The following is a 25,996-nucleotide window of genomic DNA, read 5'->3' on the forward strand; positions in this document are numbered from 1 at the left end:
CCTCTCCTTAATGAACACTCATTTTCGAAAACACCTGTAGCATCACTACACCAGCGACGATCAGGCCAATACCGACGATCCCGGGCACATCCGGCTTTTCGCCGAAAACCACCACCCCAACCAGCGTGACCAGTACGATACCCAGCCCTGCCCAGATGGCGTAGGTGATCCCGACAGGCAAGCTGCGCAGCACCAGACTCAGCAAGTAGAATGCCACCCCATAGCCACCGACCACCAGAAGACTTGGCAGCGGACGGGTAAACCCCATTGACGCTTTTAACGCGCTGGTGGCAATCACTTCGGCAATAATCGCCAGCACCAAATAGACAAATGTCATCTCGACTCCAATGCCACACGCAAACGCCATAACGTCTGGCCGCTTTGATGGTACTTGGCCTCGAACGGCGTTAAATAGTCGCCGCTGGGCCCCCATTCACTGACCTCGGCCCGCTGACCGGTCGCCTGAAAAACCGCCATGGCGAACTCCTCAATATACAGCGACCAGTTTGAGCGAACCTCCAGCAAGCCACCCAGCGCCAACAGTGTGGGGAAGACCGGATGTCCATGCCAGCGCATTTTCAAATGCGACGCCTTGGGGTAAGGGTTCGGATAAAGCAGATAGTGCCGCTCGGGCACCCACCCGGCCTGGTGCGCCAGCCGCCAGAAGTCGACCAGATCGGCACGCACCAGCCGGGCATTCTCAGGTAGCTCGCCATGGGCCCGGGTGAGCCGGTCCTCGCTGCGATCGACACCAATCACGGTGTGATCAGGAAATCGCTCCGCCAGCCGCCGGGTCGATAGCCCCACGCCGCAACCTGCATCGAGTATCAGCGGGCCTGTCTGGCGCTCACACCATTGCGCTACCGAGGCGAATGCCGCCTGGGTATGGCTCGCAATCGGCTTGCGCAGTGGATGTGTGAGCCCACGGCTGACCCGGCGGGCCAAATCGTGGTGAGGGCCTGGCTGATTGGTCACCACCGGCCGCGAAAGCTGCTGCATATTGACTCTCATGTAAAAAGGATCCGTTGACCATCGCGTCATGCCCCCCCGGGGGCCAGCGCGCAATAAGTCGCGTAAATAAGGCGATTCTACCAGCCCGACATGGTTGCGGCATGACGCCGCTGCTCGCACGGTGATATGATCATTGGCAGTAACACGCATTTTGTCATATTTATTAAGTGCAAAGCGGCGGGTAAGACTCTTTGCTTATAAGCAACAGGTTTTACTGTCAGTGACGCATTGCCGATAACTGTTATTTAAACCACCGCACCACGAGGAACCCGGCTTGTCACACTTACCGGTGATTGTCGGCATGGGCGGCATCAATCCCGCTGGCAGAACCTCGGGCCATCAGGCCTTCCGCCGGACCGTGCTTGATGCGCTCCCTGCTGACCAGCAACGCCAGACAATAGAGGGGCTGGCGGCATTGATGCGCTTGGCTTCGCCGTCTCCCCAGGGGTGGCACGACAACACGGGGCAGTCCGTCAAAGCGCCCGCGGATACGTTACGCGAATACGTTCTCAACCACACGCTCATTCGCCGCAACGAAGACCCGCGGTTTAGTGAGCCCGGGCTGCCCGCCAATCGCCACGTCAGCATGCAACTCGCCGAGCCGTTGCGCTTTCGGCTGCGCCGTCGGCAGCTGCCTGAGCAGCTACCCAGCAGCTGGCAGATCCAGGATATCGACCTGCGTACGGTTGACGTCTGCGTGCCTGCGGGTGAAATGAACGCCCTGCTGCCCGATGCGCAGCCCCCCAAGGTACGCGCGGCCGCTCAACTGCCGACCGGCTTCGATCCCGCCAGCCTTTACCGCAGCGTACATCACCCTCGCGGTCTGGCGATGTCGGTGTTTGGGGCCAGCGACTGCCTGGGCGCCAGCGGCCTTTCCTGGGAACACCTTCGCCAGCAGTTGAATCCGGACCATATTGCCGTCTATGCGGGCAACTCGATCGGCCAGCTAGACGAACAGGGCTGGGGAGGATTGCTCAAGAGCCTGGTAAGCGGGCAGCGCGCCACCTCCAAACAGATGCCGTTAGGCTATGGCCAGATGCCCGCCGACTTCCTGAACGCCTACGTACTGGGCAGCGTTGGCGGCACCGGCGCCGCGCTGGGCGCCTGCGCGAGCTTTCTCTATAATCTGCGATTGGGTATCGACGATATTCGCGCCGGGCGACGCCGAGTCGTGATGGTCGGCACCGCCGATGCGCCGATTACCCCCGAAATTATCGAAGGCTTTAGGGCCATGGGCGCACTGGCCGATGATGCCAGCCTCAAGGCCCTCGACGCGCTGGAGCTCCTGACCGACGCAGATTACCAGCGCGCCTGTCGCCCCTTTGCACGCAACTGTGGTTTTACCATGGCCGAGGCCAGCCAGTTTGTGCTCTTGATGGACGACGCCCTGGCCCTTGAAGTGGGTGCCGATATTCTGGGTGCCGTGCCGGAGGTGTTCGTCAACGCCGACGGCTACAAACGGTCCATTTCGGCGCCCGGTATCGGCAACTATATTACGCTGGGCAAGTCAGCGTCGTTGATCCGTAACATGCTGGGCGACAACGCCTTGAAGTCGCGCAGCTTCCTGCACGCTCATGGCACCAGCACGCCTAAAAACCGCATCACCGAATCCCATGTCTTCGATGAGATCGCCCGCGCCAACGGCATCGACGCCTGGCCGGTGGTGGCCGTCAAAGCCTTTATCGGTCACTCTCAAGGCAGCGCGGCGGGTGACCAGCTAGTCAGCGCGCTGGGCAGCTTTGCCCACCAATTACTACCCGGCATCCCCACCCTGGACGCCGTGGCCGACGACGTCTACGCCGACCGCCTGCGCTTTTCGTCAGTTGCCCAGTCGTTTAACGCCGATGCCGCCCTCATCAACGCCAAGGGGTTCGGCGGTAACAACGCGACCGGCGTTGTGCTATCACCCGCGGTGACCGAACGCCTGTTAACCCAGCGCCACGGCACCGCTGCCATCCAGGCCTGGAAAACGCGCCGCGAAAGCGTTCGCGAGAATGCCGCCGCGTATCTGGAGCATGCCGACCGAGGCCATTACGCGCCCCGCTATCAGTTTGGCGAAGCGGTACTTGAGGGTCCCGAGCTGGATATTCGGGCGGATCGCATCCATATTCCCGGTTATGATCAGGCGGTATCGCTGGAAAGCGATAATCCTTTCGGCCGCCTGGACGATGAGGAGCCAGCGTCATGACGTACCAGCGCGTCAATATCGCCGTCTACCCGGGCACCTTCGACCCCATCACTCACGGTCATTACGACTTGATCGAGCGTGGTGCCCGCATGTTCGACAAGGTGGTGATTGCGATCGCCGCCAGCCCCGGCAAACACCCTCACCTGGATTTAGCCACCCGCATCGAGCTGGCGCAGGAGGTCTGCGCGGGCTTACCCAACGTGGAGGTGATCGGTTTTTCCAATCTGCTCACCTCCATGATGCACGAACAGGGGGCAACGATTATCCTGCGCGGACTGCGTGCCGTCTCCGACTTTGAGTACGAGCTGCAACTTGCCAACATGAACCGCGCCCAGAACCCGGAACTTGAGAGTGTCTTCCTCACCCCGGCGGTGGAAAACTCCTACATTTCCTCCACGATGGTGCGGGAAATTGCCAAGCTTGGCGGCGATGTTTCACCGCTGGTCCATCCCAAGGTCGCAGAGACGTTGCGTAAGCACTACACTAGCTGACGACGCTATTGTTGAGTAAAACAGTCAGGTAATAACATTACCTGGATGTTAACGCCATCCGTGAGGTATACCCATGGCCCTGATGATTACCGACGAATGCATTAACTGCGACGTCTGTGAACCCGAATGCCCCAACGACGCCATCTCGCCGGGCGAAGAAATCTATGTAATCGACCCCAACCTGTGCACCGAATGCGTCGGCCACTACGACGAGCCCCAGTGCCAGCAGGTCTGCCCGGTCGATTGCATCCCCCTTGACCCGGAACGCCCCGAAACGCACGACCAGCTGATGCACAAGTACCGGCTGATCACGGCTGCCTAGGCGAATCAGGTGCGTATATGGCCGCTAGCCTGGCCCATCATCATCTCCAACATCACGGTTCCGCTGCTCGGGCTGGTGGACACGGCCGTGGTCGGCCACCTGCCTGACTCCCGCTACCTGGCCGCCGTCACTCTGGGCGCCACCCTGTTCAGCTTCCTGTATTGGGGGTTTGGCTTTCTGCGCATGGGCACCACCGGCCTGGTGGCCCAGGCCGTCGGCCGCGAAAGCGACAGCGACGTGCGCAACCTGCTCGGTCAGTCGCTGATCATGGCAATCGTGATCGGCAGCCTGCTGATTGTCTTTGCATCGCCGATTGTCTCCCTCGGGCTATGGCTGCTCGATGGCAGCGAGGCCGCCACTGCGCTTGCCAGAAGCTACGCTGAAATACGCCTCTGGTCGGCCCCGGCGGTGTTGGCCAATTACACCATTCTGGGCTGGTTTCTCGGCCAGCAGAACGCCCGCGTCACGCTGATGATCCTGGTGCTGACCAACAGCGTGAATATCGTGCTTGATGTGTGGTTCGTGATGGGCCTGGGCCTCTCCAGCGACGGCGTGGCGTGGGCCAGCGTGATCGCCGACTATTCCGCCCTGGCGTTTGGGGGCTTTCTTGTCCTGCGACAGCTAGGCAAGCTCAAAGGGACTTTTCTACGCAGCCGCCTGGGGGTGCTTTCCGCCTATGCGGCGTTGTTTAACGTCAACGGCAATCTTTTCATACGTACGCTCGGGCTACTGTTTGCCATGGCGTTTTTCACTGCCCAGGGGGCGCGCCAGGGCGATACCATCCTCGCCGCCAATGCCGTACTGCTGCAATTCATCATGCTCACCAGCTATGCCCTTGACGGCTTTGCCCACGCAGCGGAATCGCTGGTAGGGCGTGCTGTTGGCCGTGACGACTGGTCAGCGTTTGCCGATACGGTCCGGGCGGCGGCGCGCTTTTCCTGGTGGACCGCCGCCGGTGCCGCGCTCGTGTTTGCCCTCGGCGGCAATGGATTGATTGCCCTGCTCACCGGCCTTGAAGAGGTGCGCGCCACCGCCGCTGTTTACCTGCCCTGGATGGTCGTGATGCCGCTGATCGCCGTGTGGAGCTACCTGCTGGACGGCGTGTTTATCGGCACCACCTCCATCGCCGCCATGCGCAACAGCATCTTTATTGGCCTGGCGGCATATCTGCCTACCTGGTGGCTGGCCCAGGGGCTTGGCAACCATGGCCTGTGGCTCGCCTTCATGGTATTTACCTGCGTGCGCTCGGCTGTCCTGATAGGCTATTACCGCCACTACCGCCTTACGCGCTGGCGTTGATCAAGCGCTTGTCAAATCTGGCTGCCAGGATGAAAAAGTGGCTGTTGCCCCGTATATTAGCGTTGTACTTCCTAATAATGAAAAAGTGAGCCTGCCATGTTGAAAATGATATCCAAACCGGCGGTGAAGATGGTCGAACGCTATCTTCCCGACCCGTATATCTTTGTACTGCTACTGACCTTGATTGCCGCAGTCGCGGCGATCGCTATCGAGCGCCAGACACCACTGGCCGTCCTGCGTTTCTGGGGCGATGGCTTCTGGGGGTTATTGACCTTCTCCATGCAGATGTTGCTGGTACTGGTCACCGGCTTCATGCTGGCCAGTTCGCCACCGGTCAAACGGCTGCTGCAACGCCTCGCCAGTACGGCAAAAAGCCCCGGCGGCGCGATTATCCTGGTCACCCTGGTATCGCTGACGGCAAGCTGGATTAACTGGGGCTTCGGCCTGGTGGTGGGTGCGCTGTTTGCCAAGGAACTGGCGCGCCTGGTGCGCGTCGATTACCGCCTGCTGGTCGCCAGCGCCTACTCCGGCTTTGTGGTCTGGCACGGGGGCCTGGCGGGGTCAATTCCGCTCACCATTGCCACCGAGGGCCACTTCGCCGCTGATGATATCGGCGTTATCGGCACCGGCTCAACGGTGTTTGCGTTCTTCAACCTGGCCATTGTGGCGTGCCTGTTCGTCTCCATTCCGCTGGTCAACCGGCTGATGCTGCCGGACGAAAAAGACAGCGTCTATGTGGATACCAAGCTGCTGGACGATGAGCCCGAAGCCAAAGGCCGTATTACCCGCCCGGCTGAAAAGCTGGAAAACAGCACGTCTCTGGCCTGGCTGGTCGGTATCCCCGGCCTGCTTTTCCTGGCGGATCATTTCCTGCTGCGTGGGGGCGGCCTGAACCTCAACGTGGTGAACTTCCTGTTCCTGTTTCTGGCGATTGTCCTTCACCGCACACCGCGCAACCTGCTCAACAGCCTGCACGAAGCCATTAAAGGTGGCGCTGGCATTGTCATTCAGTTCCCCTTCTATGCCGGCATCATGGCCATCATGGTGGAGTCAGGCCTGGCACAGAGCATGTCCGAGTGGTTGATCTCGTTTGCCACGGAAACGTCACTGCCATTCTGGTCGTTCATCAGCGCCGGGGTCGTCAACCTCTTTGTGCCGTCGGGCGGTGGCCAGTGGGCTGTTCAGGCACCGGTCATGCTGCCCGCAGCGGAAGCACTGGGGGCGGATATTTCACGCATTGCCATGGCCGTTGCCTGGGGTGATGCCTGGACCAACCTGCTGCAGCCGTTCTGGGCCTTGCCCGTCCTGGCCATTGCAGGCTTGAAAGCCAAGGATATTATGGGCTTTTGCCTGGTTCAGCTGTTTATCACCGGCGCCATCATCTCGGTTGGCCTGGTGTGGTTTTAAGCTCAGGTAATGCCTCAGCGCCTGCCCTATCGGCAGGCGCTTTACATGGATATCAAGAGACGAGTAGAGCCGATGTCGGAAACCCCAATGACCGCCCTGCCCGGTCAGCACGAATTGTCCATGACCGTCTTGATGACGCCTGACATGGCGAATTTCAGTGGCAAAGTTCACGGCGGTGCGATTCTCAAAAAGCTCGACGAGGTGGCCTACGCCTGCGCCAGCCGCTACTCGGGCCATTACGTGGTCACCCTGTCGGTGGATCAGGTGCTTTTCAAGCAACCCATTCACGTTGGCGAGCTGGTAACCTTTTTGGCCAGCGTCAATCATGTAGGGCGCTCATCGATGGAAATTGGCATCAAGGTAGTGGCGGAAGATATCCGCAAAAAACTGATTCGCCATACCAATAGCTGCTATCTCAGCATGGTGGCAGTGGACGCCGACGGAAAACCCGCTCGCGTTCCGCCACTTGCCTTGGAAACGCCATTGCAGCAGCTACGCTTTGAGAAAGCCGCCCTGCGCAAGAAAATGCGCAAACAAGCCGAGGATCAGGAACAGCTGGCTCAGCAGCAGCATCAATCCCAGACGCCGACCTGAGCCTGTCTTGCGCGACACCCGCCCACTAAGCCAAAGGAGTTGCCATGCCTGCCAGGGAGCGCCGCCCTCATCTTCCCAAGGGTGTTGAGTACGCGCATATCGGCTGGGACTTTTTCATTCTGGCAGCCGTGGTCATCAACCTCGGTTTGCTGTTGTTCGATTCGCTATTTTTACTCCCCCCGATCAACCAGACGATAGAGGCGGTATCGCCGAGTTTTCACAGCGCCTACGCGACAACCATTCACAGCCGTTTTATTACCATCGACCTGTTCTTTGTCGGCATTTTTATCGCCGACGTGCTGCTGGGCTGGGCCGTGGCGATTGCCGAGCGGCGCTACCATCGCTGGTTCTTTTACCCCTTTGTACATTGGTACGACGTCCTGGGCTGCATCCCCCTGAGCGGGTTGCGCTGGCTGCGCATTCTGCGGGTTATCTCGCTGCTGTACCGGCTGCACCGGCTGCGTCTGATCAACGTCAAGGGTTGGTGGATCTATCAGTTCTTCGCCAAGTATTACGATATCTTGCTGGAAGAGCTCTCCGACCGTATCGCCCTGCGGTTGCTGGGGAATGTTCAGCAGCAGATACGCTCAAGCGATTCATTGACCGAACAGGTCATAGACCGTGTCGTCATGCCTCGCAAACAGCAACTCATCCAGGAAATTGCCCAGCGGCTCGAGACGTCGGTGGGCACCGCCTACCAGCACAACCGACAGGCCATCATGGCGGCAATCAGCAACCTGGTCAGCCGTACGCTGCGTGAAAGCCCCGAAATCCAGCGGCTGCGACGCCTGCCCATGGGTGAGCCTGCAGCCAGCGCCATGGAAGCGTCGTTAAGTGGCGTTGCCCAACGGCTGGTAGATGAAGTCGCCCTGTCGATTCACTCCCCCGAGTTCCAACGGCTCGTTGAAGGCGCGGCGGAAAACGGCTTTGACAGCTGGCTGACACCGGACGAAGGCAGTGACCGGGTCACCGAGCAGGTGGTGTACGACGTCCTGGAATTACTTAAAGAACAGGTCAACCGCCAGCGCTGGAAGGACCGCTACGACTAACCGCATCGAAGCTCTTCGATGACGTCATTATCATCGAGGTGGATATTCAACCGCCCGGGGCGATGGTCCATGGTGGCCGCCTCCCCTGGTCGCAACACGCGGACTTGCTCAGCGCCACCTTGGCGCGCCAGCGCGTCGCTTGACGGGTCACCAAGCGGCATTCCCACGGCGTACTGAATGTCGTCCAGACGACAGGCTGCTTCATCACCGGAAGACTGAGCGTTATCCACCGTCGGAGGCGGTGGCGCACTCGGAACTTCGCCTCCTTTGCCTGGCGTCTGGGCACAGGCTGCCAAGAAGAGGGGGAAAAACATCAAAACAGCAAGCTGCCAACCACGTTGACATGTCATCCTTGGAACTCCTGTCACATAAAAAGCGCTTATAACGCAGCAGGCCGACGCAAAACGTCGGCCCGCTAAGCACCGTTTTGCTTAGCTTGCAGCGTCTTGAACGGCTTTACCGCCCTCTTGTACGTCCTTACCTGCCCCGCTGATAGTATTACAGCCCGCCAGTGCGCCTGCCGACATTAAAAGAATAAAGCTCATTGCCAGTAGTTTTTTCATGAGTGTTCTCCTTAACAAATTCATTCACTATCGGGATACTTCAACTCAATGCGTATGAGCCAAAAGCACTTTCAGGGTAACAGCCTTTTCAGGATTACGCCTACTTTGCCGCGCACAGGATGCACTCCCCAATAAGGAACCAACTAATGACGCCCTTTTTACTCGATGAACGCCTGGCTAACGATACGCAGCCACTGGCAGACTTGCCGCTCTGTCGCGCCCTGTTGATGCTCGACGCGCGCTATCCCTGGGTGGTCCTGGTGCCCAGGCATGCTGCGCTGAGCGAGGTGTTTGAACTGACGCCCGACGATCAGCAACAACTCTGGCGGGAGGCCGGCCAGCTGGGCCGGGCGATGAAGGCCGCCTTTAACGGCGACAAGCTCAATATCGCCACGTTGGGTAACGTGGTCAGCCAGCTGCATGTGCATGTGGTGATTCGCCGCCATGACGACGACGCCTGGCCAGCACCGGTTTGGGGCCACGGTATTGCCGAGCCTTATTCACCCGGCGAACAGCAGGCAATTCAGGCACACCTCACGGCGCTGATCGAAACGCTGGACCTAAGGGGCTAACCGCCAGTGAGCGGATTGCCTGACCGAGACGGCGGTTCCCCCAACACGGGGTCACCCACGGGCTGGGCAACGCCCGCCGCCCAGAGGGAAACGCCCAGCGTCACGATCACGATGCCCCCCGCAAGCGCGACCCAGCCGGCTACCCGCTGAGCGCGCCGGTGAGTCGCCCCCTGACGCGCCAGGCGCCGCTGTGCCCAGCCCCGCGCCACCACACTGGCCAACGCAAGCACCGACACTGTCAGCCCCGTACCCAGCGACATGGCGGCAACAGCGGCCACCCCCACGGCAAACTGGCCCAGCAGGCCTGCAGCCCCCAGCATCAGCACCGCCCCGCTGCATGGGCGCATGCCAATCGCACCGACGGTCATTAGCGCGGTGCGCCAATCCAGCGACTGCTGCGGGCTAATATGATGTCCCCCGCAGCATGCATGGTCGTGGTCGTGGTCGTGGTCGTGGTCGTGGTCGTGGTCGTGGTCGTGCATAGCATAAGCTCGGCGCAGCTGGCCGACAGCCCGCCAGCAAAGCCATACGCCCAGCGCGGCTACCAGAAGAAAACTGGCGTATTCCACCCATACGACACTGCCCATCGCCTGACGCGTCACCCAGCCGAGGCCGTAGACCAGGACGGCCACCAATAAAACGGCCGTGAGCCCCTGAAGCAGCGCCGCGGCAAACGAAAGCCCCAGGGCACGCCCTACGGCGCCACCGTGAGACATCAGAAATGTTGCCAGCACCGCTTTGCCATGCCCCGGCCCGGCGGCATGAAACACGCCATAGCCGAAGCTTACGCCCAGCAGTGCTGCCCAGGTGGCCGCCGCTGACTGTGCCGAAAGCGCCGTCAGTGCAAGGGTGAGTTCCCGGTGTAGCTCACGCTGCCAGCCGAGCAGGGTATAACTCATGGAGGTCGGCCCACCCAGCCACACAACAAGGCTGGCCACCGCTACCAACACCGCTAACAGGCATAGCAGCCCCCAGGGTAAACGCCGAGACATCATGGACACACCACCTGGCCTGTTTCAGCAAAATAACGCCCTAAACCCGGCTCGCCGCTTTCATCGGCATCAAGGCGTGACGCCTCCACGACCTTCTCGGGATCCGGGTCCGCAGGCATGATGGAGAGTTCGCACTCGGGCATGGCACGCAGCACAAGGGCATTGTCGCTTGGCTGGTCACCTTCTGCTTCATGCACCACCTCAAGGTAATACGTCGGGTCATAGACTTGATACGTGAGCTTGCTGCCGCTTAATGCTGGCGCAGATGCAAACGGCAGGATAAAAATAAACGTCAGTCGATTATCGCGTTGCATGGCAGTGTATTCGCTCACCTCCCCCAGCGGCAGGCGCTCTCCGTCCACCCGCACTTCGGTGAAGTAGCCTTGGCTTGCGAGATTGTTGCGTATTTCGCCGCCCAGCTGATCCAGCCCCTCGTCGAGCGTCGCCCCATCAACACGTTGCAGCTCGTCGAACACCACCAGGCTATAGAACGGATCCATTTGCCAGGTTTGGTGCAGCCCCGTTACCCGCCCCTCGTCATTAGTAAGCACACGGACGCTGATGTCGATCCATCCGTGGGGATGCGCCATGGCGCTCGCGCTGGTCAACAGGCTCAACGCCCCTATAAAGCCCATCCATGCAGGCGTCAGCCAACGGGTGACAAACCTCATGGTGCCACCTCCAGGCGACTCTGGAGCGCCACCAGCCATGGATCCAGACGATCAGGCGGTAACGGCTGCCCGCCCCGCCACGCCGAAACGCTTACATGGCTTTCCCTGCCTACCTCATTCACCTCGAGCACTAGCCGGTAACCAGGCCAGCGGGCCAACACGCCTTCGGCACGCCCAAGCGATAAATCGGCATGGCGCACGACATAGCCTTGCTCGATCATCAGGCTAACTGCCGCACGAAAGGTGTCTTCGGACGGTACCTGATAGACCAGTTCGCGGGGCTCGGGTGATGCTGTCGTCGCGCAGCCGCTGAGCATTACCAGCAAGCCAGCCGCGGCCCAGTGAATCACGCTCATGATGGGCTGTCTCCTGTGGCCGTATTCGCGTCCAGGGCACGCTGGAATCGCGCGCAAAAATCGTCGGTACTGGCGCTACGCCCCGTGCGCAAGCTGCCATACTGGTCAAACCGGCGGATATCCCGTGACACCCGCACGTGATGGTTATCCCACAATAGCGATACACGCTCCACTTCAATGGGCAACTGACCAAACCCACCGCCCAAGCCGACCCCCAAGTGCGACCGGCCGCCAATACCCATTCCACCGAACACGCTCAGCGACGTTCGAGAACTGAAGTGCGGCGAGGCGTAAAGGTCCGACGCGCCATGTAGCTCACGCTCTCGACTGGCGCTTAACAGGCCTAGCCGGGTATCGCTTGCGTCCAGGCTGAAACCCCATTCAGTCAGCACATCGACACTTGCGGTCAAGGTTGAAGACGCAGCGCTTGGAAAGTAGCACGCCTGGGAAGGCGGGGGGTCCGCGTAGGGCAGCGATGACGGTACCGCCTGGCAGCCGCCAAGGGCGAGCAGGCATATGAAACTGAAAGGCATCCACTTCATAACCACTCCTTGGGTTGACGGGTGGCGCTGGTTTGCACCGACACGGCGCGCTAAGCTCACTCTACTGACCATGATCATTGAAAAGGGTGCCCATGCATATCCTGTTTTGCCCCGATAGTTTTAAAGACGCACTGAGCGCCGAAGAAGCGGCACATGCCATGGCCCGTGGCGCCGCACGGGCAGCCACCGACCTTCATCCGCTGATCTGCCCATTGGCTGACGGCGGTGAAGGCAGCCTCGACGCCCTGATCGCGGCAACCGGGGCCGAGCGTCGCCAACAAACGGTGCTGGATGCCCTGGGCCGCCCGCGTATGGCCGCTTGGGGTTGGCTCGCTGACCAGCGTACCGCGTTTATTGAACTGGCAGAAGCCAGTGGTCTGCAACCCCTTACCGAGCAGGAGCGCGATGCGCGTTATACGTCTACCTATGGCGTAGGCCAACTGTTTCTCGCCGCACTGGATCACGGCGCAGAGAAAGCGCTGCTTTTATTGGGCGGTAGCGCCACCAACGATGGCGGTGCTGGCATGCTTCAGGCGCTGGGGGCTCGCTTGCTCGATAGCCAGGGGCAGTCGCTGCCTCCGGGCGGGGCAGCGCTTGCCGACCTGGCGACGCTGTCATTAGAGGAGCTGGACCCTCGGCTTGGCAAGCTGGACATTGACGCCGCCGTGGATGTCGATAACCCGCTGCTTGGCGAGCACGGCGCCAGCGCCGTTTTCGGACCACAAAAAGGGGCGACCCCCGCTCAGGTTCAGCAACTTGACCAGGCGCTTGGCCACTTTGCCGACATCGCGGCCAATGTTCTGGGCCGGGATGACCGCGACCTGCCCGGCGCGGGGGCAGCGGGCGGCATGGGCTTTGCGGCGCACGCCTTCCTGGGTGCCACGCTGAAACCCGGCATCGACATGCTCATGCAGCAGGCCGGGTTTGACACCCTGCTCGCCCAGGCCGACCTGGTGATTACCGGTGAGGGGCGCCTGGACGGCCAGAGCCTTTCCGGCAAGACTCCCATCGGCGTTGCGCGGGCGGCTGCAGGGCAACAGGTACCGGTGGTTGTATTAGCGGGCAGTCTGGGCGATGGCTGGCAGGCCTGTTTCCAGGAGGGCGTGACCGCCGCCTTTGCGCTTGCCGATGGCCCGATGCCGTTAAGCGACGCTTTACCGCGCACGGCAGAGCTGCTTGAAGCCCGCTGCGAAAACCTGATTCGGCTCTGGCGGGCGGCCCGCCCTTGAAAAGCGACGGCCTCGTCAGCACTTAATACCTACAGACTTAATGGCTACACATTGATAGGTAATGGGCTAGCGCTATAGCGGCAATGCAAAAAACCTGCTTTGCACCGCACGCTCGCCCACTTAACCTGACCACCAACGTCAGTCGCCGCACAGCGGCGCTCACCAAGGAGCCAAGATATGTCCGATACCAACAGCATCGGTCTTCACGAAGGCAGCGCCACCCAGTTGGCAGAAAAACTCAATCACCTGCTCGCCAACTACCAGATTTTTTACATGAACGTTCGTGGCTATCACTGGAACGTCAGGGGTAATGATTTTTTTGAGCTGCACGCCAAGTTCGAAGAATTTTACACCGACCTGCTGACGAAAGTGGATGAAGTTGCCGAGCGCATCCTCACATTGGGCCACAAACCGGTCCACGCATACAGCGACTACATCAAGCTATCGCGGATCGAGGAAGACAAGGACGTCCACGATGGCACCGCCTGCGTCAATGGCGTACTGCGCGGCTATCAAGCGCTGATCGAACTGCAGCGTGAACTGCTGTCCATCGCGTCAGACGCCGACGATGAAGGCACCGCTTCGCAGGCAAGCGATTACATCCGCGAGCAGGAAAAAACCGTCTGGATGCTGAACGCCTACCTCAGTAAATAAGCGCTCAAGAAGCCATTCACCGAATCAAAACGGCACCCATCGGGTGCCGTTTTGGGTTCAGGAGTTGTGCGCCAGGTCTTCCACCAACGCTCTCAACAAGCCCCAGAACTCGTCCACCGTTGCCAGTTCAACGCGCTCATCCGGCGAGTGCGCGCCGCGAATCGTCGGGCCAAATGACAGCATATCGAGGTGTGGATATTTACTGCCCAGAATGCCGCACTCGAGCCCCGCATGAATCACCTTGACCGCTGGCTGTTTGCCTAACAGCGACTGGTGGCAGGCTTTAAAGCGCTTGAGCAGGTCACCGTCGGGATTGGGCACCCAGCCCGGGTAGCCGTGCTCGACATTGACCCTTGCCCCGATCAGTCCAAACAGCGCTTTAAAACGGTCCGCCATGGCCACGACGGCGCTGTCGTGCAGCGAGCGCACCAGTGCACAAAGGTGAAAGCGCCCTTTATCCAGGCTTACCACCCCCAGGTTGTTGGACGTTTCAACCACGCCGGGCACATCAGCACTCATCCGTTCGACGCCACAGGGGGCGGCATGCAACGCGGCCACCAGCATGGTGCTGGCATCCAGTGTCAGCGGCTCAACGTCTCCGCTTGGGCTGATGGGCTCGGCAACCAGCCGCATACCCTCATCGCCACTGCCCAGCTCACGCTGCAGCGTCTGCGTCAGCTCCTTGACAATTGCCAGCGCCTCTTGCTGCTCGTCAACAGGCAGGGCGATATCGGCGAAGGCTTCGCGAGGGATCGCATTGCGCAATGTGCCACCCTGATAGCTCAGCAATCGGGCATCGACATCCTCGAGTGAGCGCAGTACGCGCACCAACAGGCGGTTGGCGTTACCCAGCGGCTGATGGATATCCAACCCCGAATGCCCCCCCTTCAATCCCGTCAGCGACAGTCTGAGCAGGCACTCGTCGTCCCTGAGTGCGGCGCTGGGCAACTGGGCATTCACGACCACATCAGCCCCGCCCGCACAGCCAATAAACACCTCGCCGTGATCCTCGCTGTCGAGGTTCAGCAGGCGCTCTCCTTCCAGCCAGTTTTCGGCCAGATGCAGGGCACCGCCCATTGACGTTTCTTCCTCAAGGGTAAACAAGGCCTCCAGAGGGCCATGGGTTAGCTCTGGGTCCTCAAGCAGCGCCAGAATCGCGGCCACGCCCAGGCCATTATCAGCCCCCAGGGTCGTGCCCTCGGCATGCAGCCAGCCGTCAGCGACATAGGTCGCGATCGGGTCACGCTGGAAGTCATGCGCGTGACCGGCATTGGCTTGAGCCACCATATCCAAATGGCCCTGCAGAATAAGCCCAGGAACGTGTTCATACCCCGGAGTAGCCGACTTGCACAGACGCAAATTGCCAAAGGCATCACGGTCGTGGGTCATGCCTTGTGTCTCTGCCCAGGCTTCCAGCAACTCAACAAGCTGGGCCTCATGGCCGGATGGGCGAGGCGTATTACACAACGTACGAAAATGCTGCCACACGAGTGTTGGGGTCAGCGCATCAAGATGTTCGTTCATGGAAACTCTTTATCATGGATAACTGGCTTACTTTAACGGTCCCGGGCAGCGGGGGGAAGCGGTTGCTGAGCCCAAAGAGTTCGCACCGCCTCGCGTAGCGCTCGCACGGACACACCCGGCGCCTCGGCAAGCGGCTGATTCTGGAACGCCCAGGCAGCCAGTTGCTGGTGTGCTGATTGCCCCGTGGCCGACAGCGGCCAGCGACTCGCTTCGCGGGCCAGTGCCTGCAAGGACGACCGGGCAAGGGAAGGGGCCCGATGCGCTGTCGCCACATCGTCGATGTCCTGCCATTCAACCGCGGTCAACGGCTGCTCGGGCAGTTCGCTGATCACCAGGCTCACCACCTCGGCAGGCAAACGCGCCAGTTCAAATGCTAACAAGTTGGGCAGCAGGGCGATAAATCGTTCGGAAAGGGCATCCAGCACTTTTTCACCTGCCGGGTTCAAGGCGCTGGCCACCATGATGGCAAACTCACCGCTTGAAGGTTCCCGGGTAACGCCCAGGCGCACCGTTCTAAACCCTTCGGCACGCCAGAAACGCAGCAGCCCCGCATCCGCGCCAAAGGTGGCGCCATACAGCATGACGCCCTGATCGGCGGCTTGTTGCCGATCGTCACCCAACAGCCTGCCCCCCAACCCCTGACGACGCCAGCCAGGGTGGCAGGCAATACGAACCACCCGCCGCCAACGCGCTGTCAGCGCATCCCGGCAGCCTGCATGCGCCGCCAGTGACTGAGCCATTAAATGCCCCTGGGGGCGGCGTTCTCCGCGCGCCACCTGATCAGCAAGGTCCGTTGTAAAGCCGCCTTCTTCACGGGTGACCAGCACTGCCTGTGGCCGTTGCTGCTGGCCGATAACGCGCAGGTGCATACCGGGGCCATCCAACAACTGGCGCAAGTCGCTGGGGGTCGTACGATAGTGGGACTGCACCAGCAGACCAAATAATGGGGCCAGCGCCGCCTCGTTCTGGGCCAGTTCATCGCGGGGGACTGCGTACGAAGCCGAGGGTCGCGATAATGCCTCCTTAGCGTTAGGCAACGGCGCGTTCAATAGCAGTAGCTGATTGAGCGCTGTCTCAAGCGGATCCGCCGCCTGCCAGCGAACCGGCGTATTGAGCGTGAGCGCCTTCCAGTCCGGTGTCTGCACATCCAGTACGTGACGAAAACGCAGTGCAAACCCGCGCCCGGACCCCTCGTAACCATGCACGGTGGTGGCAAACGCAAGCCTTGGAAAGGCGGCCAGCCATTGCGCTAACAGCGCCGGGGGGAGCGCTGCGGCTTCATCGACCATCAGGTAGCTGCCGTCGCCGCCCAGCGTTCCTGATGCCAGGTGTTCGCCAAGCGCATCGGGCGTAACGAATAAAAGCTCAGCGCCGTTGGTGAAGGTAAATCGCTCAGGGGTGACTCGGTTGCCATCAGGACATAGCGCCACTACACGCTCAAACACAGCCTCCACGGCGGCCAGGCGTGGCGCGGTGACAATCACCCGCGAGGTTCTCTGCTGCTGTAGCAATCGAACACAGGCAATGCCCAGCGCGGCGCTTTTACCCCGGCCTCGGTCGGCGGTGATGACCAGCGGTCGCCGTCGTTTGAGACCGACCAGTGCCCTGACGGCAGCCGCCTGATCCAGGGTAACGCAATCGGTATCCTCGGGCTTTTGCATTATCGGCGGCGTTGCCACGAGGCGCCCCAGTCGAGGCAGCGCTCCGGGTACCCAGCGGATGATCTGCTCTGACGCTTTCAACTGAGCGGCCAGACGTGCCAGGTAGCGCGCTGTCAGGTCGCTCCACTGCCAGGGGGCGTCGGCAATGCGCGCGTAGTCCGGGTCGGGCTCCCGCCCCCAGTCGTCGGGCGTGATCAACAAAAGCAGCCCCCCCGCTGTCAGGGTCCCGCCAATGGCACCTAACGCATCAGGATTGAAGCCACCGGCGTGGTCATGGGCATTGACCACCACCAGTTGATGTTCGGTACCGAGCCGGTGAGTGGCCTGATTGGCTTTCAGTGCGGGCTGAACGGGGGCACCCTTGCCTATCCATAGTGGGGAATGCCAAGCCTGGGTTTGCCATAGCGCAACCGCCAGCGCTTCACATTGCCTGGCACCGCCTTGCAGCCAGACGAGCTGACGCCAACGCCGCCTTTCCAGCTGTCTTGCCCGTTGAACCAGTAGCGTGATCGACCGTGACACTACCGCTTCGCCGGTTGATAACGACGACATAACATCTCCTCGACGGGATAGACAGCTTACAACTTTGGTTGCATCACCGAGACCCTTTCAACGTTTTTCACACTTAGGTGGTGTCGCCCGAACGACCCAATTAAATACTAACCACATGATTTATATATAAATAAGAAACATCTACGCCCTGCTTGCCCGGCATCTGCCCGACACAGCAGGGATGTTGCATTGCAACGGCCTGAATGTGCTAATTTAAGCCTGCAGGGTAATCCATTCCTTTACGTAAACGTAATGCATGCCAACTGCACGAACTGCATCCAAATCCCCTAATAAATCTAACGGCGACCAACAGGATCCAACATGAAAAAAACTGCCAAGTTTGCCATTACAAGTCTCGCTGCCGGTGTTGCATTGGCAGCCATCTCCTCGACCGCTCATGCCCAGCAAGAGTGGACCATGACCACGACGTGGCCAGACAACCTGGACCTCATTAAAATTGACCAGCATTGGGTCGAGCTGGTCAACCAGTTGGCAGGCGACGAGCTGCAGATCAACTTCCGTGCCGGCGGCACGCTGATGCCCGGTACCGAGGTGTTTGACGCCACCGAAACCGGCTCGATCCAGGCCTCGGGCGACTGGCCCGGCTACTGGGCAGGCCGCAACCCGGCGTTTTCGCCGCTCGCCACGACCACCAGCCTTTTCAACGGCGTTGACTATCTCAACTGGATTCAGCAGTGGGGCGGCTGGGACCTCTATCAAGAAGTATACGGCGACTACAACATGGTGTACCTGCCTTACGGGATCACCAATAACGAATCCGGCTTCATGGGTAACACGCCCATCGAAAGCATTGCCGACCTTGAAGGCAAGCGCCTGCGCCTGTCTGGCCGCGACCAGGGCCGCGTCCTCGAAAAGCTGGGTGGCTCGCAGGTCACGCTGGCCGGTGGGGAAGTTTACCAGGCGATCGAGCGCGGCGTGATCGATGCGGGTGAGTTTTCTACACCGGGCGTCGACTATAACGCTGGCTTCTCCGAAGTGGCCGATTACTGGTCAACCCCTGGCTGGCACCAGTCGGCGAGTGTCTTCGGTGTAATGATCAACAAGGATGCCTGGGATGAGCTTTCCGAGGAAACTCAGGAAACCCTGAAAATCGCTGCGGACGCGACAATGGCTTGGTCGCTGGCATGGTCAGAACGTCAATCCACCGAGGCAACCGTGAAATTCCAGGAAGATGGCGTCGAAATCAGCACGCTCTCGGCTGAAGACCTTGCCACCATCCAGGACGCGACCAACGAAGTGATTCTGCGCGGCGCATGTGAGGACCCAATGCACGCAAAGGTTTACCACTCCATGATCAGCTATATGGAGCACTACGCGAGCTGGCGTGATATCACCGTGCCGTTCAACATGACCCGCTCAATCGACAACCTGCCATCGCTTGAAGAAATCGAAGCCTGCATGTAATTAACCGTCGATAACCGCCCCGATGTCAGCGTCGGGGCGGTTTTTACGTCTAGTGCCAATCCGGAATCGGGAGATAACTCATGCATGCGATCGCAAAAGCCATTGACAGGTTCAATGAGCTCTTCGGGCGAATTGTTGCACCCCTTATCGCGGTTATCACACTGATTGTGTTGTATGACATCGCGATGCGTTTTTTCCTTGGGCGCCCAAGCGACTGGGCCTTTGACGTGACCAAAATGCTCTTCGGCGCTCACTTTATGCTGATGGCCGCCTATGGACTTCGTCACCATGCGCATGTGGAAGTCGACGTGTTGAAGCGTCTGTTAGCCCGCAGGAAACAGGCAGCCCTGGAAATCGTCGGCTATGTGGTATTTTTCATCCCGTTTATCTGGCTGATGTTGACCTACGGCTGGCTTTTTTTCGAGCGCTCCATCAGCCGTGGCGAGACCACCTACGGTATGGTTTCCATTCCGGTATATCCCGTCAAAGGGGTGATTGTCCTGGCGGCGGCTTTGATTTTGCTGCAGGCCATTGCCATCGTGCTGCGCGCTATTATTCAACTGCGTGAGGAGAACCACGCATGAGTGCAGAATTACTGACTCTGGTGATGTTTGGCGGCCTGCTAGTCGGCCTGTTCATGGGCCATCCGCTAGCGTTTGTGCTGGGGGGCGTGGCCGTCATTGGCGCTTTTCTGGGCCCTGGCGCCAACACCCTTGGCATCATTATCAACAACGTCTATGGCAACGCCATGGATAACTACGTGCTTGTCGCCATCCCGCTGTTTATCCTGATGGCGCGATTCTTGAACGACTCAGGCGTGACCGAGAAAATGTTCGACGTCATGCGTTTATTGCTTGCCAACTTGCGTGGCGGGCTTGCGCTGACGGTGGTTGTAGTCTCGGTGTTGCTCGCTGCCACAACGGGGATTGTCGGTGCGTCCATTGCGGTGATGGGCATGATTGCCCTGGTACCGATGCTCAAGTACGGCTATAACAAAGAGCTGAGCGCCGGTGTCATCATGGCCAGCGGCTGCCTGGGGATCTTGATTCCGCCCAGCATCATGTTGATCCTGATGGCGAGCTACTCCCCGGTATCGGTGGGTGCGCTATTTGCCGGAGCGCTGGTACCCGGCTTGATACTCGGCGTCATGTATGCGCTTTACGTGCTGATCATTTGCTATGTAAAACCCTCCTACGGCCCGAAGGTGCCCGCAGCGGAGCGCGCCGAAGTCAGCACCAGGCAGCTTCTGGTCATGCTGGCGAAGTACGTGGTCCCACCGATGTCATTGATTCTGGGCGTATTGGGGGCCCTGTTCACCGGCATTGCCACCGCCACTGAAGCGTCCGCCATTGGTGTCTTCATCGCCTTTATGCTGTTCATGATTTTCGGAGACCGCAAGCTCTCCACCTGCTACAGCACCATGATCGAAGCGGGCAAAACCACCACCATGGTGATGCTGGTACTGGTCGGCGCCACGGCGTTTACCGGGGTGTTTTCGATTGGTGGTGGTATGGAGGTCATCAGCGATGTCGTCCTCTCCATGCCAGGCGGTACGTTCGGCGCTCTGGTGCTGATGCTCTTTCTGGTATTCATCCTGGGGATGTTCCTGGACTGGACGGGAATCGTGCTGCTCAGCTTCCCCATTATGCTGCCGATTGTCGAGACGATGGGCATCGATGTGCTGTGGTTCGTGGTGATGGTCGCCGTTGTGCTCCAGACCTCCTTCCTTACCCCTCCATTCGGCTATGCTCTGTTTTATCTCAAGGGGGTGGCACCGCCTGGCGTAGAGATCGTTGACCTCTACAAAGCGGTTATTCCGTTTGTGGCAATCATTCTGTTCGCGTGCGCACTGATGGCCTTTTTCCCCGTCCTGATCACCGGTCTACCCAGCGTGTTGGTTGGCTGATCTTCATCATCCTTCAAGTCATTCAGCCCGGCATAACGCCGGGCTTTTTGTGAATAGCAACTGACTGGACGTCAAGTGGCTGCAGCTGTCGGCGGCCAATGGTACTATTTCTCACCGTGCGCGCCCTATGTCGCTGCGATCCCCGTCTGCTTTTGCTAGGAGTCTCCACGTGTCCCGCTCCACTTCTGGTGAGTTAGCCGCACAGCGGCCCAGCCCTCAGCGCAAACTGAATTTCTGGTCGACAGTCCTCATCAGCGTCGCATTGGTAGTGGCACTGCCTGTCATCGTGGTGTTTGCGCATATTGCGCTGCCGACCGATGGCGTATGGCAACATCTCGCCAGCACGGTGCTGCCGCGCTACCTGAGCAATACCTTTTGGCTTGTCGTCTGGGTGGGGCTCGGCACCCTGATCATCGGCACAGGAAGCGCCTGGCTGGTCGTTATGTGCCGCTTTCCGGGCAAACGATTATTCGAGTGGGCATTACTTCTCCCCCTGGCGGTCCCCACCTATGTGATCGCCTATGCCTATACCGACTTCCTGCAATTTTCTGGTCCCTTTCAGAGCGCCCTGCGTGACATGTTCGGCTGGGAACACGGCGATTATTTCTTTCCTAACGTTCGATCGCTAGGCGGTGCTGCCACCCTTATCACCATGGTGCTTTACCCCTATGTTTACCTGCTGGCCCGTGCTTCCTTTCTAGAACAGTCGGTATGCGTTCTCGACGTCGGCCGTACGCTGGGGCGAGGTCCCTGGCGTCTGTTTTTCAGTATTGCGGTTCCGCTAGCACGCCCGGCGCTGGTGGGCGGCGTATCGCTGGTACTGATGGAAACCCTCAATGAGTTTGGGGCAGTGCAGTTTTTTGGGGTCGACACCTTCACCACCGGCATCTATCGCACCTGGTTCGGCATGGGTGAGCCCGTGGCGGCGGCTCAGCTAGCTGCCTGCCTGCTCAGCTTCGTCATTGTTCTGGTATTACTGGAACGCTGGTCTCGCGGTAAGCGGCGCTACTTCCATACCACCAACCGTTATCAGCAATTGCCCGAATATGCGCTTCACGGATGGCGGGCAGCGGCTGCCACCGCAGCATGCGCCATTCCAATCATCGTCGGGTTTCTGCTGCCTAGCGGCATTCTTCTCGATTTGGCGCTGACACAAGGAGATTCACTGTGGGGATCACGCTTTATCGGCTTTGCCTGGAATAGCCTAAGCCTGGCGGCGCTTGCGGCCATCATCGCCGTCGGCACGGCGGTGCTGCTCAGCTATGGTGTTCGGGTACACGACACAGCGCTTGCGCGCTTTACAACGCGCATTTCGGCGATGGGCTACGCCATTCCCGGCTCGGTGGTGGCCGTGGGCATCCTGATTCCCTTTGCGTGGCTGGATAACATCATCAATACGAGCTTACAGGCATATAACGGCCAGATCATTGGTCTGATCTTCAGCGGCTCGGCCTTTATCCTGCTCTACGCCTACGTCGTGCGCTTTTTAGCCGTTTCCTTCAATGCCGTAGAAGCCAGTCTCGGCAAGGTCACCCCCAGCATGGATGCAGCCTCTCGCACCCTGGGACAAACGGCGGGCGGTACTTTGCGCTACGTGCACACGCCCTTGATGCGCAGCAGCTTGCTAGCGGCAGGGATTCTGGTCTTCGTTGATGTCATGAAAGAGCTCCCCGCAACGGTCATACTGCGACCGTTCAATTTCGATACCCTTGCCGTCAGGGCACACAACCTGGCGTCTGATGAACGCCTGGCGGAAGCCTCCACTTCATCGCTGGCGATCGTTGTGGTCGGCATTCTGCCCGTGATACTGCTGAGTATGGCCATGCGTCGCTCACGACCCGGGGCATAACCGTCACTGCCAAGAATGCCGTTAATGTTCCTCAGCGGCGCGGGGAAATACGAACACCTGCGACAAATCCAAATGAATATCGATCGGCTGCCCTTCAGCAGGCAAGAAAACCCCGGGAACCCTGGCATGAAGGTGGGCTTCCTGACCACCATCTGCATGGGCACATAAATGCAGCAAACTACTGCGACCTAGTAACTTGGCCATGACGATATGACTATGCGAGTGAGTATCCGCAGGCAGGTCTCGCTCGATGACACGCAAGGCTTCCGGACGAATCATCACCTGCACGCGCGTCCCATCAGCGATACCCTCAGCCGGCACCCAGCCCACAGGCGTTGTAACCTGCCCCCCTTCAACCACGCCTTCAATCTCATTGACCTCACCAAAAAAGGTCACCACGAACGGGTCTTTGGGTGAGCAGTAGAGCTCTCTCGGCGTGCCTGTTTGCACAATGCGTCCCTCGCGCATCAGCGCAATACGATCCGCCATGAACATGGCTTCTTCCGGATCATGGGTAACCAGCAAGGTCGCAGCCCCGACTTTTTTCAGGACGTGCAGTGTATCGTCGCGTATCCGATCTCTCAGCCGCGCATCCAGACTTGAAAAAGGCTCATCCAGTAGCATCAGCCGCGGCTCGGGCGCCAATGCCCGGGCAAGGGCAACACGCTGCTGTTGACCGCCCGACAGCATATGGGGATAGGTTGACGCATAATTCGCCATTCCCAACTGAGTTAACAACTCCTCGGCACGCTCACGCCGGGCACTGGCCGACAAGTGCTTCAGGCCAAAGGTGACATTTTCCATCACGGACAGATGAGGGAATAGCGCCGAGTCTTGAAACGCCAGCCCGACGTTACGCTTTTCTGGCGGCACGTGACGAAGTCCTGGCGCGGCAATTTGTTCATCTTGCAGACTGACACTGCCTTCTTGCAGCGTTTCCAAACCCGCCGCAATACGCAGCAAGGTGGTCTTGCCACAGCCAGAAGGACCAAGCAGACACACCACTTCTCCCGGTGCCACGGTCAGGTCTACACCCTTTACAACGGTATGCTGGTCAAAAGCGTGCTGCACCTGATGCATCGTTAGCGCCGTCTCATTAAGCGCTTTTTGCGCCGCCTTCATGGTTGCTGTCATTGCCTCACCGCTCTATTCTCGATTGCCTGCTACAGGCAACCCTACAATACGTTTGAAAGTAATTAACATTCTATTTTCTATTTACTCCATATGCACGCTTCAACGGTAAGTCGCCTTGACGTTAACGCTCCAAAAAGCTTTAATAATAGTGTTAATAATACAACTTATTATCATTAGCAACGTAAGGATCATAATCGATGAAAACTGCACGTTTTGCCGCTCCGGTCGCGGTTGCTCTCGCCAGCTCCGCCTTCGCTAGTCATGCCCTGGCGGATGAGCTGAATGTCTACTCCGCTCGTCACTACGATTCTGACGAGCGGCTTTATACTGCATTTACTGAGCAAACCGGCATCGAAGTCAATATTCTCGAAGGTGACTCCGACCAACTGATAGAACGCATCCAGCGCGAAGGCGTCGCCAGCCCTGCCGATATCATGATGACGGTTGATGCCGGCAGGCTATGGCGCGCTGAACAGGAGGGCATTTTCCAGGGAATCGAGTCCGACGTGCTCGCTGAACGTCTCCCCGAATCCATGCGCCACCCTGAAGGCATGTGGTTCGGGTTTAGCCAACGCGCAAGGGCGATCTACTACAACCGTGAGAATGTGGATCCCAGTGACATCACGCGTTATGAAGACCTTGCCAGCGACGACCTTGGGTATAGCGTCTGCATTCGTTCGTCCAATAACATCTACAACCAGTCGCTGCTCGCTTCAATGATTGAGCATCATGGAGAGGAAGGTGCTGAAGAGTGGGCTCAGGGCGTTGTCGATAACATGGCACGCGATCCAGAAGGCGGTGATACCGATCAGATTCGCGGTGCTGCCAGTGGCGAATGCGATCTAGCCGTTGCCAACCACTATTATTACGTTCGCCTGCTGAAGTCGGACGATGAAGCGGATCGTGAGGCTGCACGCAACGTCGGTATCATCTTCCCCAATCAAGATGATCGAGGCGCGCACGTCAATGTCGGCGGTGCCGGTGTCGTTGATGGAGCTCCCAACCGCGAAAACGCCGTGGCATTCCTCGAGTTCCTGGCATCCGATACGGCTCAGGAAATCTTCGCCTCGGGTAACAATGAGTTCCCCGTCGTGAATAACGTCAAGCGTGATCCTGTTCTCGAATCATGGGGCAACTTCAAAAAGGATGACGTCAATATCAGCATTCTGGGAGAAAACAATCCCGAAGCGATTCGTATCTTTGATCGGGTCGAATGGCGTTAATACCCAGCGTTAACCACGCAAAAAGCCCCGCGGTATATATGCCGCGGGGCTTTTTTGTAAGAACGATATTGGCAGCCGTCTATTCTTCAGCCGCGTCTTCTACTTCCTCGCCGATCTCTTCCATTTCATCGCCAGCTTCTTCCATGGTTTCGTCAATATTTTCACCCGCTTCCTCTGCCGGGCCCTGATCATCGCCACAGGCGCTCAAGCCGACGGCAAAAAATGCGAGTAAAAGCGCTACACCAAATCCTTTGTACATCACCATGCTCCTTCTATCACGGTAGTAAACATTTAAATGCAGCTTCATATTAGATGCTACATATAAATGATGCCAATAAATGATATCTAAAAGCAAAAACCCCAGCTCCTTTTGGAACTGGGGTTTTTCTTAATAGGTGCCTGACGATGATCCGGTCGGCGCTCCGGGGGCGGCCTTCCGCCGGTCGGCGCTCCGATACTTTACTCGTCTCATCCTGAGACTCGTCCTTCGGGCCCGCTAAAGCGGTTCCCGTTTGTTCCCGACAAACGGGTTCATGGGGAGACCCCTAAAACAAAAAACCCAGCCGGTTGACTGGGTTTTCTGCGGTATAGGTGCCTGACGATGACCTACTCTCGCATGGGGAGACCCCACACTACCATCGGCGCGAAGCGGTTTCACTGCTGAGTTCGGCAAGGGATCAGGTGGTTCACGCTTGCTATGGTCGTCAGGCGTAACTTTAAATGCATACCATGCTGACTGTTTACAACGTGTTTCGTGTCGTCTCTCACTGACTGATACTCAT

The 25,996-nt window shown here is 59.0% G+C and carries 27 protein-coding genes and 1 rRNA gene; 15 read left to right on the forward strand and 13 right to left on the reverse strand.

Features of this window, described 5'->3' with window-relative positions; translation table 11 throughout:
- Window positions 1-7 precede the first annotated feature (7 nt).
- Window positions 8-337, reverse strand: coding sequence for a DMT family transporter (locus BMX75_RS06860; RefSeq protein WP_092826470.1), 330 nt, complete (start codon window positions 335-337; stop codon window positions 8-10).
- Window positions 334-999, reverse strand: coding sequence for a tRNA (guanine(46)-N(7))-methyltransferase TrmB (gene trmB, locus BMX75_RS06865; protein ID WP_092826472.1), 666 nt, complete (start codon window positions 997-999; stop codon window positions 334-336). The genes BMX75_RS06860 and trmB overlap by 4 nt, the downstream gene beginning before the upstream one ends.
- A gap of 313 nt (window positions 1,000-1,312) precedes the next feature.
- On the opposite strand from trmB, the gene BMX75_RS06870 reads away from it, so the two are divergent.
- The 7 genes from BMX75_RS06870 (at window position 1,313) to BMX75_RS06900 (ending at window position 8,361) form a co-directional block, all read left to right on the forward strand.
- A complete protein-coding gene (locus BMX75_RS06870) occupies window positions 1,313-3,199 on the forward strand; it encodes a beta-ketoacyl synthase (RefSeq protein WP_092826541.1) in 1,887 nt (628 codons plus the stop codon).
- On the forward strand, window positions 3,196-3,690 hold the full coding sequence (gene coaD, locus BMX75_RS06875) for a pantetheine-phosphate adenylyltransferase (protein WP_092826474.1): 495 nt from the start codon (window positions 3,196-3,198) through the stop codon (window positions 3,688-3,690). The genes BMX75_RS06870 and coaD overlap by 4 nt, the downstream gene beginning before the upstream one ends.
- 73 nt (window positions 3,691-3,763) lie before the next feature.
- The gene (locus BMX75_RS06880; RefSeq protein ID WP_066318235.1) at window positions 3,764-4,012 is read left to right on the forward strand and encodes a YfhL family 4Fe-4S dicluster ferredoxin; all 249 of its coding nucleotides are present in this window, start codon (window positions 3,764-3,766) and stop codon (window positions 4,010-4,012) included.
- Window positions 4,013-4,021: 9 nt separating this feature from the next.
- Window positions 4,022-5,311, forward strand: coding sequence for an MATE family efflux transporter (locus BMX75_RS06885; RefSeq protein WP_092826476.1), 1,290 nt, complete (start codon window positions 4,022-4,024; stop codon window positions 5,309-5,311).
- 96 nt (window positions 5,312-5,407) lie between these two features.
- Window positions 5,408-6,718, forward strand: coding sequence for a short-chain fatty acid transporter (locus tag BMX75_RS06890; protein WP_092826478.1), 1,311 nt, complete (start codon window positions 5,408-5,410; stop codon window positions 6,716-6,718).
- A gap of 45 nt (window positions 6,719-6,763) precedes the next feature.
- Window positions 6,764-7,312: an acyl-CoA thioesterase gene (locus BMX75_RS06895; protein ID WP_422822062.1), complete on the forward strand. Its 549-nt coding sequence runs from the start codon at window positions 6,764-6,766 to the stop codon at window positions 7,310-7,312.
- 44 nt (window positions 7,313-7,356) lie between these two features.
- The gene (locus BMX75_RS06900) at window positions 7,357-8,361 is read left to right on the forward strand and encodes a hypothetical protein (protein ID WP_092826482.1); all 1,005 of its coding nucleotides are present in this window, start codon (window positions 7,357-7,359) and stop codon (window positions 8,359-8,361) included.
- Here BMX75_RS06900 and BMX75_RS06905 read toward each other — a convergent pair.
- The gene (locus BMX75_RS06905; RefSeq protein WP_245748405.1) at window positions 8,358-8,711 is read right to left on the reverse strand and encodes an I78 family peptidase inhibitor; all 354 of its coding nucleotides are present in this window, start codon (window positions 8,709-8,711) and stop codon (window positions 8,358-8,360) included. The two genes, BMX75_RS06900 and BMX75_RS06905, sit on opposite strands and share 4 nt — an antisense overlap.
- Window positions 8,712-8,792: 81 nt before the next feature.
- The gene (locus tag BMX75_RS06910) at window positions 8,793-8,924 is read right to left on the reverse strand and encodes an entericidin A/B family lipoprotein (RefSeq protein ID WP_092826484.1); all 132 of its coding nucleotides are present in this window, start codon (window positions 8,922-8,924) and stop codon (window positions 8,793-8,795) included.
- 146 nt (window positions 8,925-9,070) lie between these two features.
- Between BMX75_RS06910 and BMX75_RS06915 the strand changes: the two genes are divergently transcribed.
- Entirely contained in the window at window positions 9,071-9,496 is a 426-nt protein-coding gene (locus BMX75_RS06915) for an HIT domain-containing protein (protein ID WP_092826486.1), read from the forward strand.
- Here BMX75_RS06915 and BMX75_RS06920 read toward each other — a convergent pair.
- Genes BMX75_RS06920 through BMX75_RS06935 form a run of 4 tightly spaced genes read right to left on the reverse strand, consistent with a single transcriptional unit; the run spans window position 9,493 to window position 12,057 of the window.
- On the reverse strand, window positions 9,493-10,491 hold the full coding sequence (locus BMX75_RS06920) for a nickel/cobalt transporter (protein ID WP_245748406.1): 999 nt from the start codon (window positions 10,489-10,491) through the stop codon (window positions 9,493-9,495). The two genes, BMX75_RS06915 and BMX75_RS06920, sit on opposite strands and share 4 nt — an antisense overlap.
- Window positions 10,488-11,159, reverse strand: a complete 672-nt coding sequence (locus tag BMX75_RS06925; protein ID WP_422822063.1) for a DUF1007 family protein — start codon at window positions 11,157-11,159, stop codon at window positions 10,488-10,490. Before BMX75_RS06925 ends, BMX75_RS06920 begins: the two co-directional genes overlap by 4 nt.
- Window positions 11,156-11,515, reverse strand: a complete 360-nt coding sequence (locus BMX75_RS06930) for a hypothetical protein (RefSeq protein ID WP_092826488.1) — start codon at window positions 11,513-11,515, stop codon at window positions 11,156-11,158. The genes BMX75_RS06925 and BMX75_RS06930 overlap by 4 nt, the downstream gene beginning before the upstream one ends.
- A complete protein-coding gene (locus BMX75_RS06935; protein ID WP_092826490.1) occupies window positions 11,512-12,057 on the reverse strand; it encodes a hypothetical protein in 546 nt (181 codons plus the stop codon). The genes BMX75_RS06930 and BMX75_RS06935 overlap by 4 nt, the downstream gene beginning before the upstream one ends.
- Window positions 12,058-12,149: 92 nt before the next feature.
- Between BMX75_RS06935 and BMX75_RS06940 the strand changes: the two genes are divergently transcribed.
- Together BMX75_RS06940 and BMX75_RS06945 are read left to right on the forward strand one after the other, a co-directional pair.
- Window positions 12,150-13,286, forward strand: a complete 1,137-nt coding sequence (locus tag BMX75_RS06940) for a glycerate kinase (RefSeq protein WP_092826492.1) — start codon at window positions 12,150-12,152, stop codon at window positions 13,284-13,286.
- Window positions 13,287-13,463: 177 nt separating this feature from the next.
- Entirely contained in the window at window positions 13,464-13,940 is a 477-nt protein-coding gene (locus tag BMX75_RS06945) for a Dps family protein (protein ID WP_066318217.1), read from the forward strand.
- A 57-nt stretch (window positions 13,941-13,997) separates the two neighbouring features.
- Here the strand turns inward: BMX75_RS06945 and BMX75_RS06950 are convergent, their stop codons facing one another.
- Both BMX75_RS06950 and BMX75_RS06955 read right to left on the reverse strand, forming a co-directional pair.
- The gene (locus BMX75_RS06950; RefSeq protein WP_092826494.1) at window positions 13,998-15,464 is read right to left on the reverse strand and encodes an aminoacyl-histidine dipeptidase; all 1,467 of its coding nucleotides are present in this window, start codon (window positions 15,462-15,464) and stop codon (window positions 13,998-14,000) included.
- 32 nt (window positions 15,465-15,496) lie between these two features.
- Window positions 15,497-17,677 carry a tRNA(Met) cytidine acetyltransferase TmcA domain-containing protein gene (locus BMX75_RS06955; RefSeq protein ID WP_092826496.1) on the reverse strand — a complete coding sequence of 727 codons (2,181 nt, stop codon included), beginning with the start codon at window positions 17,675-17,677 and terminating at the stop codon, window positions 15,497-15,499.
- Window positions 17,678-17,998: 321 nt separating this feature from the next.
- Between BMX75_RS06955 and dctP the strand changes: the two genes are divergently transcribed.
- The 4 genes from dctP to BMX75_RS06975 all read left to right on the forward strand — a co-directional run bounded on the left by dctP (window position 17,999) and on the right by BMX75_RS06975 (window position 22,857).
- On the forward strand, window positions 17,999-19,102 hold the full coding sequence (gene dctP / locus BMX75_RS06960; protein ID WP_092826498.1) for a TRAP transporter substrate-binding protein DctP: 1,104 nt from the start codon (window positions 17,999-18,001) through the stop codon (window positions 19,100-19,102).
- Window positions 19,103-19,182: 80 nt separating this feature from the next.
- On the forward strand, window positions 19,183-19,686 hold the full coding sequence (locus BMX75_RS06965) for a TRAP transporter small permease subunit (RefSeq protein ID WP_092826500.1): 504 nt from the start codon (window positions 19,183-19,185) through the stop codon (window positions 19,684-19,686).
- Entirely contained in the window at window positions 19,683-21,008 is a 1,326-nt protein-coding gene (locus BMX75_RS06970) for a TRAP transporter large permease (RefSeq protein WP_092826502.1), read from the forward strand. The genes BMX75_RS06965 and BMX75_RS06970 overlap by 4 nt, the downstream gene beginning before the upstream one ends.
- A 226-nt stretch (window positions 21,009-21,234) precedes the next feature.
- Window positions 21,235-22,857 (forward strand): ABC transporter permease, encoded by a 1,623-nt coding sequence (locus BMX75_RS06975; protein WP_245748415.1) that lies wholly within the window; start codon window positions 21,235-21,237, stop codon window positions 22,855-22,857.
- A gap of 21 nt (window positions 22,858-22,878) precedes the next feature.
- Here the strand turns inward: BMX75_RS06975 and BMX75_RS06980 are convergent, their stop codons facing one another.
- Window positions 22,879-23,991: an ABC transporter ATP-binding protein gene (locus BMX75_RS06980; protein ID WP_092826506.1), complete on the reverse strand. Its 1,113-nt coding sequence runs from the start codon at window positions 23,989-23,991 to the stop codon at window positions 22,879-22,881.
- Between the two features lie 197 nt (window positions 23,992-24,188).
- Between BMX75_RS06980 and BMX75_RS06985 the strand changes: the two genes are divergently transcribed.
- Window positions 24,189-25,214, forward strand: a complete 1,026-nt coding sequence (locus BMX75_RS06985) for a Fe(3+) ABC transporter substrate-binding protein (protein WP_092826508.1) — start codon at window positions 24,189-24,191, stop codon at window positions 25,212-25,214.
- 79 nt (window positions 25,215-25,293) lie between these two features.
- Here the strand turns inward: BMX75_RS06985 and BMX75_RS06990 are convergent, their stop codons facing one another.
- Together BMX75_RS06990 and rrf are read right to left on the reverse strand one after the other, a co-directional pair.
- Window positions 25,294-25,473 (reverse strand): hypothetical protein, encoded by a 180-nt coding sequence (locus tag BMX75_RS06990; RefSeq protein WP_245748409.1) that lies wholly within the window; start codon window positions 25,471-25,473, stop codon window positions 25,294-25,296.
- A 334-nt stretch (window positions 25,474-25,807) separates the two neighbouring features.
- Window positions 25,808-25,923: ribosomal RNA gene (gene rrf, locus BMX75_RS06995) — 5S ribosomal RNA — on the reverse strand.
- Window positions 25,924-25,996 lie beyond the last annotated feature (73 nt).

Source organism: Vreelandella subterranea (assembly GCF_900111305.1).
GTDB classification, from domain to species: domain Bacteria; phylum Pseudomonadota; class Gammaproteobacteria; order Pseudomonadales; family Halomonadaceae; genus Vreelandella; species Vreelandella subterranea.